The following is a 13,816-nucleotide window of genomic DNA, read 5'->3' on the forward strand; positions in this document are numbered from 1 at the left end:
GCGCGTAAGCTGGGAGCAGTACGGGAGGTATGAGCGCGGCCACCGCCCACCTGCGGTTTCGGGCGGGGCGGGCCCGTGGCGCGCACGGAGGCGGCAGGAAGGCCGCGAAAGGGGTGAAGACCATGACGGAACGCAAGAAGATCTCTCCCGGGCTCGTGCTGTTCATGATGCTCATGTCCATGACGGCGGGAGCCATGTGCCTGAACAAGGTGGCGCCCATCGTGCCGGTGCTCACGGAGAGCATGGGGCTCGCAGGCGCCGGGCAGGCCGGGCTGCTTATCTCGGTGTTCGTGTTCTCGGGAATATTCCTGGCCATTCCCAGCGGCGTCATCATCGCGAAGCTGGGGTACTACAAGACGGGCATCGTCGCGCTGGCCGCCATCCTGGCCGGCTAGGTGGTGGGCGCGCTCGATGCGGGCTACGCCGTCATGCTGGGGAGCCGCATCGTGGAGGGCGTGGGGCTCATCCTGCTCATGACGCTGGGGCCGGCGGCCGTGGCCAGCTCGTTCGACGACAAGCGCCGCGGCAGCGCCATGGGCCTGCTCATGTGCTTCATGGCGTTCGGCCAGATAGCCATGTTCAACCTGGCGCCGCGCATCGCCGAGGGCGGCGCGTGGGAGAACGTGTGGTGGTTCACGGCCGTCTACGCCGCCGTGTTCCTCGTGGCGTGGATCGTCGCGCTGCGCAACCTGGACGCGTCGCTTGCGGCGGCGGCCGCGCCGGCCGAGGAGGCGCCGGGCACGGGGGCGTCTGCCGACACACCGGCCGCGCCGGCCAAGCTGTTCTCGAAGGACGTGTTCCTGAACCCGGGCGTGTGGCTCGTCGGGCTCACGCTCATGGTGTACCTGATAGCCGAGCAGGGCGTCATCTCGTTTCCGCCCACGTACCTGGCCGAGGTGCGCGGCATGGACGCGGCGGCGGCCAGCTCCATCGTGAGCATAGCGCCGCTCGTGGGCATACCTGTGGGCATCGTGACGGGCATGGTGTCGGACAAGATGGGTTCGCGCAAGAAGCCGCTCGGCGTGCTCATGCTGGCCAGCGCCGTGACCTACGCGCTCATGCCCTCCTGGCCCACCGGGGTGTTCGTGGTGCTGGTGGTGCTGTTCGGCATCGCGGTCATGGGCATCGTGGGGCTGTGCTTCTCGGCCGTGGCCGAACTGGTGCCGCCCGCGCAGGGCGACATGGCCGTGGCGCTGCTGAACACGTTCCAATGGGTGGGCATCTTCTTAAGCTCCAGCCTGATGGGCCTGCTCATCGAGGCGGTGGGCTGGGATATGGCCTTCTACCTCATGGTGCCGCTCACCGTGGCGGGCGCCGTATGCACGTTCGCCACGCGGAAGCTGCGCTAGAGGAAACCGACCCTATCGAAGGAGAAAACCCATGAAGGACATCATGAACGTCGCCGTGGTCACGTACGAGCCGCGCTGGGGCGACAAGGAGCGGAACCTGAACCGCATCATCGGATACCTAGAGTGCGCGGCGGCGCGCGGGGCGAACCTCGTGGTGCTGCCCGAGACGGCGCTCACCGGCTACGACGCCGACCTCGACCACGAGGGCGACGAGCGCATGCACCATCGGCTGGCCGAGCCCATCCCCGGGCCGTCCACCGAGGCCGTGGCCGAGGCCACGCACCGTTTGGGCGTGTACGCCGTGTTCGGGCTGGCCGAGCGCGCCGAGGACGGCACCGTGTACAACGCCGCCGTGGCCTGCGGGCCCGACGGGGTGCTGGGCCGCTACCGCAAGATGCACCTGCCGGCCGACGAGCCCTCCTGGGCCGGCCGCGGCGACGAGCCGTTCATGTTCGGCACGCCCTGGGGGCCGGTGGGCGTGAGCATCTGCTACGACACGTTCGTGTTCTCCGAGATCATGCGCTACTACCGGGCGAGCGGCTGCCGCCTCATTGCGAACCCGTTCGCCGTGAACACGGGCGTGACCGCCCGCAACATCAAGGATTCGCTGGAGTACCTGGCCGCGAACAACGACGTGTACATCGCCTCGGCCAACTGCACGGGCTGCGCCATCTCCGATGACTTCGTGGGCGGCAGCAGCGTGATAGGCCCCGGCAAGAACGTGCCGGCCGTGCATTATTACGCGGGCGGCCCCTGCGGCGCGCCCGGCTCCGACGAACAGGAGCTGCACCTGGGCACCATCGACTTGTCCTACGTGGACAAGCCCTTCCTGGCCAAGCAGTGGGCCGACGTCGACCCGGACTTCCGCCCCGACGTCTACGCCCGCTGGTACGCCGAGCTGGCCGAACAGGAGCGCTTCAAGCGGTAAGGCGAACGCGAGCCGGAGCCCGCCGAACCACGGGCAGGGCAGCCCTGCGCAGGGGCCGCCCTGCCCGCATGAGAGACCTCCTTTCGCTTCAGGGCAGCCGGCGCCCGCATCGACGGGACGGCAACGGAAAGGCGGCAGATTGGAAGCCGGCATGACGTGGGGGCAACGGTTTGCCGGCGAGGCGAAGGACCTCCGGATAATGGTGCCAACCGCATCATATTCGCCTGTAAGGAGCCCGCCATGCACCGTTTCCCCGTCCTGCCGGCGCGAACGCCGGCACGTTGCGCGCTGTCGATGGCGCTTGCGCTGCTGCTCGCACTCTCCGCCCTCGCACCGGCCGCGTTCGCCCCGCCGGCGTTCGGCGAGCCCGCAGCCGACGCCATCGACCCGCCGCAGCAGCTTACGGCCGACGCCGTCTCGCCCGACCAGATCCGCCTGAACTGGGTGGCGCCCGCCGACGCCGAGAACTGCCAGGTGTACCGCAGCACCTTCGAGACGGGCGGGTACGTGCTCGTGGGCACGGTGCCGGGCTCGGAGGCGCAGTACCTGGACACGGGCCTCTCGCCGGACACGACCTACTACTACCGCCTCAACGCAACGGGAGGCGGCCAGACAAGCGACTGGTCGAACACCGCCCATGCCACGACGCCCGCGCAGCTCTTCCCGCTCACCTACCACCGCAACTACGAGGCGGGCGACGCCGTGACCGCGCCCGGTGGCACGTTCAGCCCCTTTCAGTCCCTGGCGCTGAGCAGCATCGCGTCGGTCGGCACCTCGGGCGCCGACTGGTCGCGCATAGGCTACCTGTTCATGGGTTGGAACACCGACGCCTCCGCCCGCTGGGGCTTCATGGATTACACCATGCCCGTAGGCCCCTCGTCGCTGTATGCCATCTGGGCAGCTATGTACTCCGTCGAATACGACGGAAACGGAGCCGACGGCGGCACGGTGCCCGTCGATCCCCAGACGTACGCCGAGGGCGACGCGGTGCCCGTGGCCTCCGGCGAGCCCACGAAGGCCGGCTATGCGTTCGGCGGATGGACGAACGAGGCCGACGGCACCGTGTACCATGCCGGCGAGACGTTCCCCATGCCCGCCGGCGGCGCACGCCTCGTCGCGCGCTGGGTACCGCAGGCCGACGCTCACAAGAACGAGCTCGTGCTGGAGAACGACAACCTGTACGAGGGCGACACGCTCTCGTTCCTGGCTACCGGCCACCGCCAGGACGAGGTTGGCGCGGTCGACGGCGAGACGCGCTACATCCCCGTAACCTGGAGCATCGCGCCCAGCCTGCAGGGCGACTTCCCTGACGCGTCCCCGTACCGCTCCACCGCGGCGCTCGAAGCCGCCGGTTCCTACACGCTCACGGCAACGTACGCCCAGGAGGTCTACACGGCGGGCGCCGGCTGGCAGCGCACAGGCTCCGTCGAAACGCTGTCGCGCGACTTCACCGTCAGGGCCCGGCCGGTCGATCCCGTCGACCCCGTCGATCCGGCGCACCCATCAGACCCGTCGAAGCCCGTTCAGCCCGCATCTGCGGCGACCGGCGCGCGCAAGGCGATCTACTCGGCGTCGAAGTCCTTGCCGCGTACCGCAGACGCTGTCTCGCTCGCCACGCTGGGCACCCTTGCGTGCCTCGTTACGCTGGGTGCCGCCGGCGCGGTCGCTGCGCGAAGGAAGCTTCGGTAAAGGAAGCCCGACCTAGGAGTTTGCGAGTCAGGCTCCCGGTAATGGGCCGCCCTCCTCCGGAGCGTCCCGTCATCATGTCAACAGGACCGAAAAAAAAAGGGGGGGGGAGCTGGGCCCTCCGTCTTCTTCCCGCCGTCTCCTCCCTGCTGCAGAACAAGGAAACCCCCGTTCGGGGGTTTCCTTGTTCTGCAGCAGTGCCGTGAGCCCCTGTTAGCTACTTCTTGTCCGGGCGCTTCTTGCGCTTGGCCTTCGGCGGCTTGGAGCCAGCCTTGGAGGCGCTGGCACCGTGCGGCTGCGCAGCGCTCGACGGGTCGGGTGCGGCAGAAGGTGCTGCTGACCCGTTGGACGCGACGTTCTTCTTGGCGGCAGCTGTCGCCTCCGCGGCCTTCGATGCCGGCTTCGCGGCAGGCGCGCCCTTGGACGGCTTACCCGCAGACGACTTCCCCGCCTTCGCAGCGGTCGCGCCCTTCGCCGGCTTCGCCGCAGCGGCGGCCATGGCGTTCGGATTCGCGAACTCGAAGCGACCCACCTCGGTGCCGTACTTCTTCACGAGCTTCGCGTTCCTCGGCTCGCGCGTCTTCCACATGGCGTACAGCGGCGTGGCTACCGCCACCGACGAGTACGAGCCGCAGATCAGGCCGATGGCCATGGCGAACGCGAAGTCCTTGAGCGTCTCGCCGCCGAAGAACAGCATGGCCAGCACCGGGATGAGCGACGTGAGCGTGGTGTTGATGGTGCGCACGAGCACCTGGTTGATGGAATGGTTCGCCATCGTCATGAACGTGCACTTGATGTCATCGCCCCGCATGTTGTCGTTGATGCGGTGGAACACGACCACCGTGTCGTAGAGCGAATACCCTAAGATAGTGAGCAGCGCGGCGATGGTGTTCGGGTTGACCTCGCGTCCCACCAGCGCGTAGATGCCCATGACCAGCACCAGGTCGTGCAGGAGCGCCACGATGGCGGTGATGCCCATCTTGTAGTCGAAGCGGATGGCGATGTAGATGATGATGAGCACGATGGACACGAGGAACGCGATGAGCGACGACTGGATGACGCTCGCGCCCCAGTCGGGCCCGATGGTGGTCACCTCGAAGCTGTCGGTGGACAGCCCCAGGTCGCCGGCCACCTGGTTCGCGCGCGCCGTGGCGTCCTCGGCGCTCGTGGTGGTGGTGCGGACGAGGAAGCCCTCCTGGCCGTCCGCGTTCGTCGTCTGGATGACGGCGTCGGGCTCGCCGGCCGCATCGAACGAGCTGCGCAGCTGCTCGGTGGTCACGTCGCCCGTGTTGTGGAACGCCACCGAGGTGCCGCCCACGAACTCGATGCCGAAGTTCAGCCCCTTCACGCCCACGACGGCGAAGGACGCGCACACGAGCACGGCCGCCACCGTGAGGAAGATGCGGCGGTACCCCAGGAAATTGATGTCGCGCTTGATGAAGCGCCCGCGCGGCTTGCGCGCCGCCTCCGCGGCGGCCTCGCCGGCGGCGCCCGCGCGCTTCTCGGCCACACGCTCGCTCTCGACGGGGTTCAGGGCCTCGCCCGCCTCGGCCGCGGCCGTGCTCGTGCCCTCGGCAAGCGCCAGCGCCTCGTAGTCCTTGGCAGCCGCCTCGGCGTCCGCGACGCCCCAGAAACCAGGATGCCTTGCGATGACCTTCGGCGCCAACAGGCGGATGAGCGGCGCCTTGAACAGCAGCATCATGGCGATGTCGCACACGATGCCCAGCGCCAGCGTCAGGCCGAAGCCCTTGACGGAAGCCGTGGCCAGGAAGAACAGCGACAGCGCCGACACGAGCGTCACCAGGTCGGCATCGACCGACGTGACGATGGCGTGCCGCACGCCCGTGATGGACGCGGCGCGCACGCTGCGGCCCATGCGGATCTCCTCGCGGAAGCGCTCCATGGTGAGGATGGACGAGTCGGCCGCCATGCCGATGGTCAGCACGATGCCCGCGATACCGGCGAGCGAGAGGCTGAACAGGCCGAACGTCGAGAGCGTGGCCAGGATGCCCAGGTACAGCACGGCGAAGATGCCCATGGCCGCCGCCGTGATCAGGCCGAGGCCGCGGTAGAAGAACAGCAGGTACAGCATGACCACGGCCAGGCCGATAAGCGCCACCAGCACGCCGGACGCCAGCGCGTCCTGGCCGAGCGTCGGACCTACCACCTGGCTCTGGGCGTACTCGAAGCTCACGGGCAGCGACCCGCTCTCCAGCACGGTCTGCAGCGACCTTGCTTCGTCGAGCGAGTAGTTGCCGGTAATGGACACGTCGCCGTTCGGGATCTCGCTGTCAACAGCGGGGGCCGACTGCACCTCGTTGTCCAATATGATGACGATCTTGCCACGCGACGACACAAGTTCCTTCGTTGCCTCGGCGAACGCCGCCGTGCCCTCGCTGTCCAGCTTCACGTTCACGGCATAGTCGGTGGCCGTGTCCTTACGCTTGCCGATGGACACGTTCGTGATGTTCGCGCCGGAAACAAGCGGCGTGTAAGTGCCGTCCTCCACCTTGAGGTGCTCGGTCTTGCCCGCGGGCAGCTGGTTGCCCAGCTCGTCGGTGATGGTGGCCTCGTTGCCGTACTGGCCGTTCTCTATCTTGGTCTTCACGTCTTGGTCGGTGAACGAGTCGAGGCGCGCGAACTCCAGCTTGCCGGTCTTGCCGATGGTGTCGAGCGCGTCCTCGGTGTTCGTGAGGCCGGGGATCTGCACGAGGATCTGGTCGGTGCCCTGCACCTGCACCACGGCCTCCGAGGCGCCGAGCGCGTTCACGCGGCTCTCGATGATGGCGCGGCTCTTCTCCATGTCCTCGGTCGACACGGCCTGGCCGTTCTCGCCCTTCGCCGTGAGCACGACCGACAGGCCGCCCTGGATGTCCAGGCCCTGGTTGATCTTCTCCTGCGGGGGCGCGAACATGAAGATCGATCCCACCACCAGCAGGGTGGTGGCTATGAGGAGCCAGACGTTGCGCCGGTCGACCGAGCGGCCGGGCTTCTTCTTCGATTTCTGGGCTGTCGCCATGGGGAGCTCTCCCTCGTTGATTCTTTCCATTCAAAGGCGCGCGGAACGGCTCCGCCACGTCAACTGTCCTATTGTGCCACAAATCGACCGCAGGGAACACTCCCCTGCGGTTAAATTATACTTATCCGGAAATATTCGGCGCTTTCCGGAACCGGCCCGCGCGCAGATCCCGCCTAGTAGTCCTTCGCCGCGGGGCTCGCCATCCACTCCTGGTAGAACTCCTCGTAGGCGTCCGCCAGCACCGCCTCGCGGGCGCGGCGCATGAGGTCGATGAGGTAGTGCAGGTTGTGGATGGAGAGCAGGATGCCGCCCAGCATCTCGTTCTGCTTCACGAGGTGACGCAGGTAGGCGCGGCTGTGGTTCTGGCACGTCGGGCACGTGCAGGCCGCATCGAGCGGGCCGAAGTCGCGCGTGAACTTGGCGTTGCGCATGTTCATGCGGCCCGTCGACGAGAACGCCGTGCCCATGCGCGCCGTGCGGGTGGGCAGCACGCAGTCGAACATGTCCACGCCCTCGCGCACCGCGCGCACGAGCGTGGTGGGGTTGCCCACCCCCATGAGGTAGCGCGGCCGGTCCTCCGGGCACGCGCGCGCCACGGGGCCGAGCGTCTCGAACATCACCTCGTGGTCCTCGCCCACCGAGTAGCCCCCGATGCCGAAGCCGCCGAAGCGCCGCCCGCCCGCAGCGAGGCTTTCCTCCTCGATCTCCCGCAGGCGGCGGATGGACTCCAGGCGCAGGTCCATCTCCATGCCGCCCTGCACGATGCCGAAGAGCGTCTGGTCGGGGCGCTGGTGCGCGGCCAGGCAGCGGCGCGCCCAGTTGGCCGACAGGTCCACGGCCTTCGCCACGAACGCATGCTCGGCCGGGTAGGGCGTGCATTGGTCGAGCTGCATGGCGATATCGGCGCCAAGTGCTTCCTGGACGGCCATGTTGGACTCGGGCGTCCAGCGGATCTTCGAGCCGTCGTAGATGGAGCGGAACGTGAGGCCGTCATCGTCGAGCTTGAGCGTGTCGGCCAGGCTGAACACCTGGAAGCCGCCCGAGTCGGTGAGCATGGGGCCGTCGTAGTTCATGAAGCGGTGCACCCCGCCCGCCTCGGCCACCACGTCGGCGCCGGGGCGCAGCGAGAGGTGATACGTGTTCGCGAGCACCACCTGGGAGTTGAGGTCGTGCAGCTGACCTGCGGTGACGCCCTTCACCGTGGCGCTCGTGCCCACGGGCATGAACATGGGCGTCTGAAACGTTCCGTGGGCCGTCTCGTAGGAAAGCGCGCGGGCGTGGCCGCTCGTCGCCTCGCACGTGCAGTCGAAGAGCGCCACGGCTAGCCCTCGATCCCGTTGATGGTGAAGCCCGCGCCGGGGGCGTCGACGCTTGCGCCGGCCGTAAGGTTATCCGCGAGCACGCGCTCGCGCGCGGCAGCGTCCACGAGGCCGGCTTCGATGCCGGTCGCGGGACTCGTGCAGGCAGGCAGCGCCTCGGCCCATGCGGCGAACTCCTCTATCGTGCCATGCTTGGCGCCGCCCAAATCGAAGCCGTCGGTCGGGTCGAGCAGGTGGTCGGTCACGAGGAAAGCGTCGGCCCCGAGCGAGCGGATGCCCAGGTCCTCCACCGTGTTGTTCCCCACCATGAGCACGTCGGCGCCGCGCAGGCCGGCCGCGGCCAGGTTCTCGGCGTAGTAGGAGGGCTTGGGCTTCACGCTCGTGGAGTTCGCGAAGTTCGTGAGGCGCGAGAACTTGCCCGAGTCGACGCCCGCCCATTCGAGGCGCCACCGCACGGCGCGCTCGGGGAACATGGGCATCGTGGCCAGCACGAGCGGATAGCCCTTGGACGCGAGCGCGTCCACCGCGCGCGCCGCCGCCGGGTTCGGCACCACGCCCGCGCCGATCGCACCGAATTCAACTTCGTAGAAGCGGTCGAGCTCCGTCGCCCAGTCGCACGCATCGGCATCGACGTGCGCGAACCAGCCTTCCCAGAACGCGTCGCTGTTCGGGCGGCCGTCATCATGGGCGGCCATGTTCTTGATGCCGGCCTTCATGCCGGCCATGAACGCCTCGGGCGCCACGCCGAAGCGGGCGACGTACGCGCCGAGCGCTTCGAAGTACGTGCGCATGAACTCGTCGATCTCCATGGGGAGCAAGGTCCCGTCCAAGTCGAAGAAGATGGCCCGGTAGGCCGGTGCGGTGCATTCGCTCATTGCGTCGTCCTTCTGTTCGTCGGCGTGCGTTTTGTCCGACATGGTAGTATAGGCGACGATGCGAAGGAGCGTGCGAAACCCGATGAAATTGCTACTTCATGCCTGCTGCGGACCGTGCTCGCTGGAGCCGACGCGCATCTTGCGCGCGGCCGGGCACGACCTGACCCTCTATTATGCGAACTCGAACATCGCGCCAGCCGAGGAGTATGCGCACCGGCTGGGCACGCTGCGCACGTGGGCCGGCGGCGAGGGGCTGCCGGTGGTGGAGGGCCCCTACGACCCTGCGGCCTGGGAGACGACGGCCGGACGCGTGGGCGAGGCCGCGCTCGCGGCGGCGGACGGCGACGTGCTGCGCGTGGCGACGCACCCCGCGCTGCGCGAGGCGCGCTGCCGTGCGTGCTACCGCCTGCGCTTCGAGGAGGCCGCGCGCGTTGCCTCCGAGCGGCGCTTCGACGCCGTGGGCACCACGCTCTCGGTAAGCCCCTACCAGTTCACCGAGGTCATCCGCGAGGAGCTGGAACGCGCAGCGGCCGCCGCAGGCGTGCGCGCGCTCTTCGAGGACTACCGCCCCTTCTACGACGAGGCCACCCGCCGCAGCCGCGCGACGGGCATGTACCGCCAGAACTTCTGCGGCTGCCGCTTCTCCGAGGCCGAGGCCGCCGCCGAGCGCGCCGAGCGCAAACGGGCGCGCGCCGCCGAGCGCGAGGCCGAGGCCGCCGCGCACGCCGACGAGCGCGCCGCCCAGGAAGCCGCCCGCGCCGCCAAGCGAGCCGAACGAGCGGCCTACGCCGAGAAGCAGGCCCGCAAGCGCGCCGCCCTGCGCGCCCTGCGCGAGCAGGAGCGCGGCGAGCGGTAGCCCGGCCTTCGGCCAAAGCGCCTCGCAAGCCCTGCCGTCACGTGCCAAAGCATGGGCTTGCTTTCCAAAGTTTTAGCAAGTATACTCACAAGTATATTTGCTACCGAAGGGAGGGTGACATGGCCCAGCTTTCGTTGTACGTGGACGATTCCACGATGGAGGATCTGCGTCGCGATGCCGCGCGCGAGGGGAAGACGCTCTCGAAGTACGCGGCGGGCGTGCTGCGCGAGCGCAAGGAGCGCAACGGGTGGCCCCGGGGGTTCTTCAACCTGTACGGCGCCTGCGACGACGACACGTTCGTGGTGCCTCCGGAGATTCCCTGGGAGCTCGACGCGCCTCGCAAGACGCTGTAGGCGGCGCGCATGTACCTCCTCGACGCCAACATTTGCATAGACTTCATGCACGGGCACCTCCCCTACGCTTACGATCTGATGCGCAGCAGCGACCCTCGCCTGTTCAAAATTCCCGCCATTGTGGAGGGAGAGCTGAGGCTCGGCATAGTGAAAAGCAAGCAATCGGAAAAAACGCGATGGCTCGTCGATGAATTCATGCTTCCCTTCGAAGTCCTTCCGTTCGATTCCGAATGCGCGCACATCTACGCGCGCATAAGGGGGGAGCTGGAAATGGCCGGTAAGGTCATCGGACCTAACGACCTCCTCATAGCTGCCACGGCGCTCGCGAACAATGCCGTGCTCGTCACGGGCAACGTGGACGAGTTCAAGCGCGTGCCGGGGCTTTCCATCGAGTCGTGGTATGAGATGACGTGGGAGGAATTGGGAATGGGGTCCTTGGCGGAGCCGGAACGCCTATAATAGGCTCTTCGACGAACCGACTGCGAACAACGCGAAGGACCCGCCCGCATGAAGACCTCCGATTTCGACTACGACCTGCCCGAAGAGCTCATCGCCCAGGAGCCCGCCGCGGAACGCGACGGTTGCCGCCTGCTGGTCATGGACCGCGCGACCGGTGCGCTTGAGGACCGCGTATTCCGCGACATCGCGGAGTACCTGCGCCCCGGCGACCTTCTGGTGGCCAACGAGACGCGCGTCATGCCGGCGCGCCTTTTGGGCGCGAAGCGCGGCACGGGCGGGGCGGCCGAGGTGTTCCTGCTGCGCCAGCACGGCACGCCCACCGAGAACCGCAGCGCGCTCTGGGAGGTGCTCGTGCGCCCCGGCAAGCGCCTGAAGCCCGGCACGGGCGCGGTGGTGGACTTTACCGATGCGGAGGGCAACGTGGCCCTGTCGGCCGAGATCGTCGACTGGCTGCCGGACGCCCAGAAGGGCGAGCGCCTGGCACGCCTCACCACGCCGCTCCCCTCCCTCGACGAGGCGCTGCACGCGGTGGGCCATACGCCGCTGCCGCCCTACATCAAGGACTACGCCGGCGACGAGGAGCTCTACCAGACGGTGTACTCGCGTCGCGAGAGCTCGGCGGCGGCGCCCACGGCGGGCCTGCACTTCACGCCCGAGCTCATCGAGCACCTGCGCGAGCAGGGCGTTCGCTGGGAGACCGTGGAGCTGGAGGTGGGCCTGGACACCTTCCGCATCGTGGACGAGGACGATCCCGAGAAGCACGTCATCCACACCGAGTTCTACACCGTGCCCGAGCGCACGGTGGCGGCCATCTCCGAGACGCGCGAGCGCGGCGGCCGCGTGGTGGCCGTGGGCACCACGAGCGTGCGCAGCCTCGAGAGCGCCTGGGACGCCGAGGCGGGCGCCGTCACGCCCCGCGAGCGCGAGGCCACGTCGCTCTACCTCCTGCCCGGCAGCGAGTTCCACGTGGTGGACGCCCTCGTCACGAACTTCCACGTGCCCCGCTCCACCCTCATGATGCTGGTGAGCGCCTTCTCCACGCGCGAGCACATCATGGCCGCCTACCAGCATGCCATCGCCGAGCGCTACCGCATGCTCTCCTTCGGCGACGCCATGTTCATCTGCTAGCCGGCAGAGGCCGCTGCGCGACGTCGTGGCGGCCCCTGGCTCAATCCAGCCGTTCCAGCACCAGGCGCGCGGTCTCGCCCAAGGGCCGGCCGCGGTCGCGCTCGGCGAACAGGGGGCTATCGAACGCGATGGTAGCCGGCATGATCTTCGTGGGCTGCGACGGATCTTTAAACCAGTCGGTGCCCTCGTACGCCTCGGGAATACGGCTCGTATCGGCATCCAGGGGAAGGTACACCTCGTAGGCTGCCTCCTGGCCGGAGCCCTCCTCCCAGCCGTCGTGCCATCGGCGCACGAAGTCGGCGCGTCCCGACTCCTCGACGAGCCTGGCCAGCGTGACGCCGACATCGCACATGACAAGCGCCACCAAATGCGCGTTGCCGTCTACCAAGCAAGTGCGCCCCGCCGTCACGTTCACGATGAGAGCCTTGTCGCCACCGGCCGGGTACTCGCGATCCAGAAACGCGCGCACCCCCTCGGCGCGGATGGCGTCGCGGAACCGACGCAGCCGAGCGCGGGAGGCCTCGTCTTCCAGAAAGTGCGCGTGATGCCGCACCGCCCCCACAAACTCTGTGCACGGCATGGTCATGACGTTGTCCATAACAACCCCTCTCGCCTTCTTGCCCTCATAGCCCCGCCCATTGCGCTTATGGTAGCGCGTCGCCTAGCCGCTCTCAACCAATCGAGCAGCAGCAAGAAACAAGCTGAAGGAAAATCTCGCTCCCGGCATAAAAAATGGCCCCGCACTGCGGGGCCATTTCGGCTTTTTTATGTGAGGTTGCTTTACGCCTTCGTCACGTTGCTAGCCTGGAGCTTGCCATTCTGGCCAGTCGTCACGTCGAACTGCACAGCCTGGCCTTCATCGAGGGTCTTGAAGCCGTCCATCTTGATCTCAGAGAAGTGGACGAAGAGGTCTTCGCCATCGTTCTGAGAGATGAACCCATAGCCTTTTTCGGGGTTGAACCACTTCACGGTACCTTCTGCCATTTTAAATCCTCTTTCCTCTCCTTGACCCTTCAAGGAGGCAACACTGCATGCTGCATGGCGGCAGCACTCGCCCTCACCTCGAGAGCACGAGAATACTATACGCTATCCAGAGAGAAAAAGGCTCGGGATTCTCGGTTTAGCCCGTTTTTTACCGTTTCGTAAGATACGGCCGCGCCCGCCGCAACCTCAGTCCTCGGGACAGGACGCCTCCAGCGCCTCGCACCGGGCAAGGGCCTCGGCGTAGGCGCACCGATAGGCTTCGACCTCCGACTCGACAGACGCCAGCTCGGCCGGATCCAAGACGGCGGCACGCGCCTCCGCTGCATCGGCGAAGCGCCCTTCCTCGAGCGCGCGGGCCAGGGCCGCCTCGGCTTTGCGCGCGGGGCCGACGCGGAACCCCCGCAGCGAGCCGGCATGCAGCAGGGCCCGGCGGCACTCGTCGGCAAGCTCGGCGTCGCCTCCCCGCTCCGCCTGTTCGAGCGCGGCGCGGGCCTCGGCCTCGCGCTTCTCTGCCTCGTCCAAGAGGATACGGGCCGTGGCCAGCTCGTCCTCGAGCCGCACCGCGGCAGCCGCCGCCTTCGCACGTGCCAGCAGCACGCCGCGCTCCTCCATGGCGGGAAGCTGGTCGTAAAGCCGCTGCAGCTGGGCAAACGCCTCCTCGGAGGCATCCGTGCCCGCGGCCTCCGCGCTTCCGTCGGCCTCCGTCACGCACGCGCCCGCCCCGGCCGCGCCGGCGCCCGTCCCCGCATCCTTCGGTTCGTCCATGCCCTCGGTCCTTCCGTGGTCCGCCCGAGACGGCAGGCCGGGCCGGCGGCGCCGGCTCCAGCCACCGGGCGACGTCGCGCTCGGTGATGCCGGCA

14 protein-coding genes are annotated in these 13,816 nt (G+C 67.9%); 8 read left to right on the plus strand and 6 right to left on the minus strand.

Annotation, left to right across the window (positions count from 1 at the left end; translation table 11 throughout):
* Nucleotides 1–122: 122 nt before the first annotated feature.
* The 4 genes from C1877_RS04730 to C1877_RS04745 all read left to right on the plus strand — a co-directional run bounded on the left by C1877_RS04730 (nucleotide 123) and on the right by C1877_RS04745 (nucleotide 3,966).
* Nucleotides 123–395: a hypothetical protein gene (locus C1877_RS04730; protein ID WP_114568510.1), complete on the plus strand. Its 273-nt coding sequence runs from the start codon at nucleotides 123–125 to the stop codon at nucleotides 393–395.
* Nucleotides 396–398: 3 nt separating this feature from the next.
* A complete protein-coding gene (locus C1877_RS04735; RefSeq protein ID WP_147274505.1) occupies nucleotides 399–1,349 on the plus strand; it encodes an MFS transporter in 951 nt (316 codons plus the stop codon).
* A 31-nt stretch (nucleotides 1,350–1,380) separates the two neighbouring features.
* Entirely contained in the window at nucleotides 1,381–2,277 is an 897-nt protein-coding gene (locus C1877_RS04740; protein WP_015539957.1) for a carbon-nitrogen hydrolase family protein, read from the plus strand.
* A 240-nt stretch (nucleotides 2,278–2,517) separates the two neighbouring features.
* A complete protein-coding gene (locus tag C1877_RS04745; RefSeq protein ID WP_114568512.1) occupies nucleotides 2,518–3,966 on the plus strand; it encodes an InlB B-repeat-containing protein in 1,449 nt (482 codons plus the stop codon).
* Between the two features lie 214 nt (nucleotides 3,967–4,180).
* Here the strand turns inward: C1877_RS04745 and secD are convergent, their stop codons facing one another.
* From secD to C1877_RS04760, 3 genes are all read right to left on the minus strand, one after another.
* Nucleotides 4,181–6,982 (minus strand): protein translocase subunit SecD, encoded by a 2,802-nt coding sequence (gene secD, locus C1877_RS04750; protein WP_114568513.1) that lies wholly within the window; start codon nucleotides 6,980–6,982, stop codon nucleotides 4,181–4,183.
* A 173-nt stretch (nucleotides 6,983–7,155) separates the two neighbouring features.
* Entirely contained in the window at nucleotides 7,156–8,301 is a 1,146-nt protein-coding gene (gene tgt, locus C1877_RS04755) for a tRNA guanosine(34) transglycosylase Tgt (RefSeq protein ID WP_114568514.1), read from the minus strand.
* Between the two features lie 2 nt (nucleotides 8,302–8,303).
* Nucleotides 8,304–9,176 carry an HAD family hydrolase gene (locus C1877_RS04760; RefSeq protein WP_041239541.1) on the minus strand — a complete coding sequence of 291 codons (873 nt, stop codon included), beginning with the start codon at nucleotides 9,174–9,176 and terminating at the stop codon, nucleotides 8,304–8,306.
* Nucleotides 9,177–9,258: 82 nt separating this feature from the next.
* Here C1877_RS04760 and C1877_RS04765 point away from each other — a divergent pair, with 82 nt between their 5' ends.
* The 4 genes from C1877_RS04765 to queA all read left to right on the plus strand — a co-directional run bounded on the left by C1877_RS04765 (nucleotide 9,259) and on the right by queA (nucleotide 11,972).
* On the plus strand, nucleotides 9,259–10,032 hold the full coding sequence (locus C1877_RS04765) for an epoxyqueuosine reductase QueH (RefSeq protein WP_114568515.1): 774 nt from the start codon (nucleotides 9,259–9,261) through the stop codon (nucleotides 10,030–10,032).
* Nucleotides 10,033–10,151: 119 nt separating this feature from the next.
* A complete protein-coding gene (locus tag C1877_RS04770; protein WP_015539960.1) occupies nucleotides 10,152–10,385 on the plus strand; it encodes a hypothetical protein in 234 nt (77 codons plus the stop codon).
* A gap of 9 nt (nucleotides 10,386–10,394) precedes the next feature.
* Nucleotides 10,395–10,844, plus strand: a complete 450-nt coding sequence (locus C1877_RS04775; RefSeq protein WP_015539961.1) for a type II toxin-antitoxin system VapC family toxin — start codon at nucleotides 10,395–10,397, stop codon at nucleotides 10,842–10,844.
* Nucleotides 10,845–10,892: 48 nt separating this feature from the next.
* Nucleotides 10,893–11,972, plus strand: a complete 1,080-nt coding sequence (gene queA / locus C1877_RS04780) for a tRNA preQ1(34) S-adenosylmethionine ribosyltransferase-isomerase QueA (protein WP_114568516.1) — start codon at nucleotides 10,893–10,895, stop codon at nucleotides 11,970–11,972.
* A gap of 40 nt (nucleotides 11,973–12,012) precedes the next feature.
* Here the strand turns inward: queA and C1877_RS04785 are convergent, their stop codons facing one another.
* The 3 genes from C1877_RS04785 to C1877_RS04795 all read right to left on the minus strand — a co-directional run bounded on the left by C1877_RS04785 (nucleotide 12,013) and on the right by C1877_RS04795 (nucleotide 13,721).
* A complete protein-coding gene (locus C1877_RS04785) occupies nucleotides 12,013–12,570 on the minus strand; it encodes a hypothetical protein (RefSeq protein ID WP_114568517.1) in 558 nt (185 codons plus the stop codon).
* A gap of 182 nt (nucleotides 12,571–12,752) precedes the next feature.
* The gene (locus C1877_RS04790; protein ID WP_015539962.1) at nucleotides 12,753–12,956 is read right to left on the minus strand and encodes a cold-shock protein; all 204 of its coding nucleotides are present in this window, start codon (nucleotides 12,954–12,956) and stop codon (nucleotides 12,753–12,755) included.
* Between the two features lie 186 nt (nucleotides 12,957–13,142).
* Nucleotides 13,143–13,721 (minus strand): hypothetical protein, encoded by a 579-nt coding sequence (locus C1877_RS04795; protein ID WP_114568518.1) that lies wholly within the window; start codon nucleotides 13,719–13,721, stop codon nucleotides 13,143–13,145.
* Between the last annotated feature and the right edge of the window lie 95 nt (nucleotides 13,722–13,816).

This window comes from Gordonibacter pamelaeae (genome assembly GCF_003340385.1).
GTDB lineage: Bacteria > Actinomycetota > Coriobacteriia > Coriobacteriales > Eggerthellaceae > Gordonibacter > Gordonibacter pamelaeae.

Bases quoted from the DNA above. Each gene is read 5' to 3' on its own strand.
- C1877_RS04730 (WP_114568510.1), top strand. From the start codon at position 123: ATGACGGAACGCAAGAAGATCTCTCCCGGGCTCGTGCTGTTCATGATG.
- C1877_RS04740 (WP_015539957.1), top strand. From the start codon at position 1,381: ATGAAGGACATCATGAACGTCGCCGTGGTCACGTACGAGCCGCGCTGG.
- C1877_RS04745 (WP_114568512.1), top strand. From the start codon at position 2,518: ATGCACCGTTTCCCCGTCCTGCCGGCGCGAACGCCGGCACGTTGCGCG.
- secD (WP_114568513.1), bottom strand. From the start codon at position 6,982: ATGGCGACAGCCCAGAAATCGAAGAAGAAGCCCGGCCGCTCGGTCGAC.
- C1877_RS04760 (WP_041239541.1), bottom strand. From the start codon at position 9,176: ATGAGCGAATGCACCGCACCGGCCTACCGGGCCATCTTCTTCGACTTG.
- C1877_RS04765 (WP_114568515.1), top strand. From the start codon at position 9,259: ATGAAATTGCTACTTCATGCCTGCTGCGGACCGTGCTCGCTGGAGCCG.
- C1877_RS04770 (WP_015539960.1), top strand. From the start codon at position 10,152: ATGGCCCAGCTTTCGTTGTACGTGGACGATTCCACGATGGAGGATCTG.
- C1877_RS04775 (WP_015539961.1), top strand. From the start codon at position 10,395: ATGTACCTCCTCGACGCCAACATTTGCATAGACTTCATGCACGGGCAC.
- queA (WP_114568516.1), top strand. From the start codon at position 10,893: ATGAAGACCTCCGATTTCGACTACGACCTGCCCGAAGAGCTCATCGCC.
- C1877_RS04785 (WP_114568517.1), bottom strand. From the start codon at position 12,570: ATGGACAACGTCATGACCATGCCGTGCACAGAGTTTGTGGGGGCGGTG.
- C1877_RS04790 (WP_015539962.1), bottom strand. From the start codon at position 12,956: ATGGCAGAAGGTACCGTGAAGTGGTTCAACCCCGAAAAAGGCTATGGG.
- C1877_RS04795 (WP_114568518.1), bottom strand. From the start codon at position 13,721: ATGGACGAACCGAAGGATGCGGGGACGGGCGCCGGCGCGGCCGGGGCG.